6 protein-coding genes and 1 tRNA gene are annotated in these 5,479 nt (G+C 57.7%); 6 read left to right on the top strand and 1 reads right to left on the bottom strand.

Annotation, left to right across the window (positions count from 1 at the left end; all coding sequences use genetic code 11):
* Positions 1 to 227: acyl-CoA dehydrogenase (locus tag JJE47_06800; GenBank protein MBK5267131.1), on the top strand; the 227-nt coding region annotated here is incomplete at its 5' end.
* A 37-nt stretch (positions 228 to 264) separates the two neighbouring features.
* Here the strand turns inward: JJE47_06800 and JJE47_06795 are convergent.
* Positions 265 to 546: a metallopeptidase family protein gene (locus JJE47_06795; protein MBK5267130.1), complete on the bottom strand. Its 282-nt coding sequence runs from the start codon at positions 544 to 546 to the stop codon at positions 265 to 267.
* 418 nt (positions 547 to 964) lie between these two features.
* On the opposite strand from JJE47_06795, the gene JJE47_06790 reads away from it, so the two are divergent.
* The 5 genes from JJE47_06790 (at position 965) to JJE47_06770 (ending at position 5,365) form a co-directional block, all read left to right on the top strand.
* On the top strand, positions 965 to 3,109 hold the full coding sequence (locus JJE47_06790; GenBank protein ID MBK5267129.1) for a bifunctional metallophosphatase/5'-nucleotidase: 2,145 nt from the start codon (positions 965 to 967) through the stop codon (positions 3,107 to 3,109).
* Between the two features lie 68 nt (positions 3,110 to 3,177).
* Positions 3,178 to 4,116 carry a cyclic nucleotide-binding domain-containing protein gene (locus JJE47_06785; GenBank protein ID MBK5267128.1) on the top strand — a complete coding sequence of 313 codons (939 nt, stop codon included), beginning with the start codon at positions 3,178 to 3,180 and terminating at the stop codon, positions 4,114 to 4,116.
* 276 nt (positions 4,117 to 4,392) lie between these two features.
* Positions 4,393 to 4,944, top strand: a complete 552-nt coding sequence (locus tag JJE47_06780) for a DUF2975 domain-containing protein (GenBank protein MBK5267127.1) — start codon at positions 4,393 to 4,395, stop codon at positions 4,942 to 4,944.
* Positions 4,945 to 4,946: 2 nt separating this feature from the next.
* Complete coding sequence (locus JJE47_06775) at positions 4,947 to 5,159, top strand: helix-turn-helix transcriptional regulator (protein MBK5267126.1); 213 nt, start codon at positions 4,947 to 4,949, stop codon at positions 5,157 to 5,159.
* A gap of 134 nt (positions 5,160 to 5,293) precedes the next feature.
* A tRNA-Val gene (locus tag JJE47_06770) sits at positions 5,294 to 5,365 on the top strand.
* Positions 5,366 to 5,479: the final 114 nt, after the last annotated feature.

The raw sequence follows: 5,479 nt of genomic DNA, 5'->3' as shown, positions 1-5,479 counted from the left end.
AACTCCAACAGGACGGCCTGACCGAGATCAACTTCCCGCGTGGGCCGGCGAGTCAGTTCCCCGACGTTGATCCGATCTGGCATTACGGGTTCGTGTTCCAACCGGCGCTCACCCTGGGCGGCGGTACGTTCGCCATTCAACGCAACATTGTGGCCGAACGGGCCCTCGGCCTGCCTCGAGAACCCGATGTGGAGGCTGGCCAGACTTGGTCGCAAACCCGCCGCTAACAGCTTGAACCCTGGGTTCCCAGCGTCGGGCGTCGATCTACCCCCAGCCAAGTTCGTGCAGTCGAGACTCGTCCATGCCGAGGTGATGGGCGATCTCGTGCAGCACCGTGATCCGGATCTCGTTGCGAAGCTCGTCTGGATCCAAGCCGAGGGCCAAGTGGGGTTGCTTGAATATGGTGATGGTATCGGGCAAAACGGCGGAGTAATCGTTGCCCCGATCAAGCAGCGACACCCCTTCATAGATGCCGAGCAGCCCGTCCCCGTCGGTTGCTTGTTCAGGAGATGGCTGGTCAGCAATGGCGAAAACGATGTTGTCCATCGTGTCATTCACCCAGGTAGGCAAGCTGTCGAGCGCTTCGCCTACGATCCGATCAAATTCTGCGTCGGTCACAGAGATGCTTTTTCTGTTGTCACCCGGTACAGAGTACGAGCAATGACCCCGTATGGGTGGGTCGCAGGTCTAACCGATTCGAAATCCTGATCGGACGGACCTACATCAAACGGCCTGCCCTGCCGGGGCAATCGGCCTCGCCTTCGGTGTAGGTTGACGGGCAAGGGATCCGTCCTTCGGCGGGCACTGCGTCGTTGGAGTGGTACTTACATCTCAGTCAGTATTGCCGTTGATGGCTCCCCGCAAGTCGCACTAGCACATGGGAGGAGACCCAGCCGTGGATAAGCACCCAACAAGTCGCATACCGAAACAGGGCCTATTCGTTGCCTTGGTTATCGCGATGATAATGGCAGTCATGGCCCCGATAACGGTCCAAGCCGCAGGCGGAACATTCACCGATGATGATGCTTCGATCTTTGAGGCAGATATTGAATGGATGGCAGCCAACGGGATTACGTTCGGCTGCAATCAAGCCGGTGATCTCTTCTGCCCTGATGACGACGTTACACGCGGCCAAATGGCTGCCTTCCTGACCAGGGCGCTTGGCCTGACCGCCGGGGCGGGGGCAGATTTGTTTACCGATGACGACACCTCGATCTTTGAGGCAGACATCAATCGGATCCGAACGGCTGGCATCACTTTCGGGTGTAATCCGCCTGCCAACGACAAGTTCTGTCCAAATGACAATGTCACCAGGGGCCAGATGGCCGCGTTCTTGGGTCGGGCATTACACCTTAATGACGCCTCAGGGGCTGATCTTTTTACCGATGATGACTCTTCGATCTTCGAGGGAGATATCGATCGGATTGGCACGGCTCGCATCACCTTGGGTTGTAACCCGCCCGCTAACGACCGGTACTGTCCGACTAACAATGTCACCCGTGGTCAGATGGCCGCCTTTATCCATCGTGCGATGACGGATGTACAACTGCAGGTTCTCTCGATCAACGACTTCCACGGCAACATCGCCACCACGTCCAGTGCGTTTGGAGGCGTCGGTCGCGCTGACTATTTGGCCACCAACATGCGCGCCGCCGAAGCTGGCGTGGCCAATTCCATCATCGTGTCGGCTGGCGATCTGATCGGCGCTTCACCACTGATTTCGGCTCTTTTCCACGACGAACCGACGATTGAAGCGATGAACCTGATCGGCCTCGATATCAACGGTGTTGGCAACCACGAGTTCGACGAAGGTCCGGTGGAACTGCTCAGAATGGCGAACGGCGGAACCCACCCAGTCGACGGAGACCTCGATGGAGATGGCTTTGGTGGCGCCGATTTTGAATTCTTGGCTGCCAACGTTGTCGTGACGGCAACCGGCGATACCGTGTTTCCTGCCTACACGGTAAAGGAATACCAAGGCATCGAGGTGGCGTTCATCGGCATGACCCTCGAAGGAACCCCCAGCATCGTCACCCCATCTGGTGTGGCCGGGCTGACCTTCGTTGATGAGGTCGACACTGTGAACGCGCTGATACCGGAGCTGCAAAAGGCGGGCATCGAGGCCATTGTTGTGTTGATGCACCAAGGTGGCGTCGCCAGTGAAGGCGGCGGCGACGGTGACGGGTGCGGGACGTTATCTGGCCCGCTCAACGACATCGTTCTCGGCCTTGATAGTGCGGTCGACTTGGTGATCGGCGGCCACAACAACGAGCGGTTCGCTTGCATGGACGTCGGCGGTAAGGCCGTGACGATGGCCTATTACTCCGGTCGGATGTTCACGGACATTGATGTGACGTTGAATCGTATGACCAAGGACATGACCGTCCAGACTATCGACAACAAAGAGAACTTCCAGGACGGAGTTACCGCGGCTGCCGACTTGACGGCGCTTATCGACAAGTACGACGTTTTGTCAGCACCTTTGGCGAATGCGGTAATCGGCAACGTGACCGCTGACATCACTGGGGTGGCGACACTTGCGGGCGAGTCGGCGCTTGGCGACGTTATTGCTGATGCGCAGCTGGCAGCGACGTCCAGTGCAGGTACTGGCAATGCGGTGGTTGCTTTCATGAACCCTGGCGGCATTCGAGCCGACCTGACGTTCACTGCGAGCGGAACCGAGGCGAATGGTGAGGTCACCTATGGAGAAGCCTTCACCACCCAACCGTTTGGCAACAGCCTGGTGACGATGACCCTCACTGGTACGCAGATCGACACTCTGTTGGAGCAACAGTGGGTTGGCCAAACCAGCCCGAGGATTCTCCAGGTCTCGGATGGATTCACCTATACCTGGGACTTTGCCCAGGCAGACGGCAGCAAGGTTGACATCGCGAGCATCGCGATTGGCGGTGTGCCGATCGTGGCTACGGACACCTATCGAGTGACGGTGAACAGCTTCTTGGCCGACGGCGGAGACAACTTCGCAGTGTTGGTTGATGGAACTGATCGCCTTGGCGGTGAGGTCGACCTCGACGCGTTGGTGACGTACTTCGGTGATAACACTCCCGTTGCACCGGGACCCCAGAATCGCATAACCCGACTCAACTAAAGAGATGCTCTGGGGCGCTCGGCCTTCGCTGTCGGGCGCTCCAGTCGCGTCATTATCCTCCGTGCTTCATGTTTTCGGGTCTTAGAAGCGGGGTTACACCTCCCGCCAACTCTCATTGGATCGCTTGTGGGTGGATCGCCCTCGACGGACTCGAAGCCGGGCACCCTGAGCTCCATCCCTACCAGCAAGCGCTCTACTGGACGATCACCAGGCTCACCACTGTGGGCTATGGAGACATTGCGCCGGTCGGTGGGAGGCAAGTGGCGTACGCCATGGTCGTAGTGGGACTGGGTGTCGCCATGTTCGGTTACATCATTGGCAACGTGGCCAGCCTATTAGCCAACATCGATGTGCTGCGGGCGCGGCACCTGGGGCGCATCGAAACCATCAATCACTTCTTGCGCGACCGGCATGTCCCCGGTGAACTCCAAACCCGAGTCCGCGACTACTACAACTACTTGTGGGAGAGCCGCATGGGTAGCCAGTCAGAGATGCTCATGGATCTTCCAAGGTCATTACACATCGAGGTTGCCCTGCATCTGCACCGCAACGTGTTGCGCAAAGTCCCGATCTTCGAGCGAGCCAGCGAAATCTTCCTCCGCGAACTGGTCCTTCACCTGGTGCCGCAGGTCTTCATCCCCGGTGAAACGATTATACGCCGCGGCGAAATCGGACATCGAATCTTCTTCATCAACAGGGGCAACGTCGAGGTTTTGTCTCACGACGAAGGCACCGTAGTCGCCACCCTGAGCGACGGTGACTTCTTTGGCGAGTGGGCCCTGCTCAGCAGCCAGCCCCGCGCCAACACCGTCGTCGCTGTCGACTACTGCAACCTTTACGCCTTAGATCGAGACAAGTTCGATCAGTCCTCGATGGGTTCCCAGAATTCGCCACCGAAGTCCGCCGCGTCGCCGATGCCCGCCGCGAAGACACCGAGTCCGATATACCTAAGCGGTGAGGGGGTTACCCGCGGCTGTCAGAACTGGTTTGGTCTCGGAGCCAGCTAAGTCTCAAGTTGGGAACCGCTCGATGACTCTCGGGCCAAACGGTGAACAGAGGTCCTTTTCGCGCGTCCTCGCAGGTCGCCGAACCACCCTCAAAGACCTTCACACGGAAAGAGGTCACTGGTTCGATCCCAGAATCGCCCATGACCAGATTGTACCGGGCCGCCCATCTCTCACAGTATTTCATGGAATTTCGATAAAAATCGACTTGACTGTTTATCAATAATAATTTTTGGTAAAACAATAATTATTCATCGGTAAACAAAAAGGAGAAGGTGCATGAACATGAAGGTAATAAAGACCTCGAAGATGGCGTTTGACATCATGTTCGTGATTGGGATCGTCGGGATCGTCCTTGTATCCGTGCTGACAATTGTGTCGCCGATCATCGTCGATGCGCTCAAGGAGTCCGCCGGGGTTGCGACGAGCGGCGACTTTTTCGGGGTGCCGGTGACGGTTGATGTCGCGGCTCTCGATGAGTCCACGGTTACCCAACTGGCCTATGCCGCTGGAGCGAGCATCGTGGTAGCGATGGCCTTCGGCACCTACATCGCCCACCAGATCCGCCGGGCGCTCCGTGCAGTCCTCGGAGGTAGCGCGTTCCGGGATGAGAATTACGGGCGGCTCCGTAAGGTTGCCTATGCCGCTTTCGGTCTGATTCCGGTCGGGTGGATCACGAACTCTTGGATTGCCACGGTGACCGAAGGAAGCTGGACTCTGAAGATCGATCTGCCCTTTTTGACGATCGCTGGCGGGTTGCTTGCCTTGGCAGTCGCCGAGATCTACAAGGCGGGGATCACCCTTCAGGACGACTCAGAACTGACGGTGTGATGATGGGTATCGAAGTCAATCTCGACCGCGTGCTCTTGGATCGCAAGATGACACTCACGGACCTGGCCGAATCGGTAGGTGTGACGTTGGCGAATCTGTCGATCCTGAAAACGGGCAAGGCCAAAGCAGTCAGGTTCTCGACACTTGAAGCCATCTGCCGGACCCTCGAGTGCCAGCCGGGTGACATCCTCCAATACGTCAACTCGGAGCCATGATCGACCACAACCCAAACCAATCCATGGAGCTGATCTTCGGGTCAGCTCCATGTTGTTGGAGGTGCGCTCCCTGTTTCGCCGTTCGACGAATACGACCTACACTGCCTGTCCACAGCCCGACCCAAAACTGGCTGGGGCGATTAGCTCAGCGGGAGAGCGCTGCCTTCACACGGCAGAGGTCACTGGTTCGATCCCAGTATCGCCCACTCCGAGATCCCGTGTGTTTGTTGAGGTTTCTAGGTCAGTCCCCTTCCTTGATTCCTGTTTTGGGATCGTCGCGTCCACATTGCGTCCACATGAGATGGGTCCCAGGGCGGGTT

It is taken from the genome of Acidimicrobiia bacterium, from assembly GCA_016650365.1.
In the GTDB taxonomy this organism is placed as follows: Bacteria; Actinomycetota; Acidimicrobiia; order Spongiisociales; family JAENVV01; genus JAENVV01.
The sequence above is the reverse complement of the archived record's forward strand: the minus strand, read 5'-3'. Positions and strand labels throughout refer to the sequence as shown.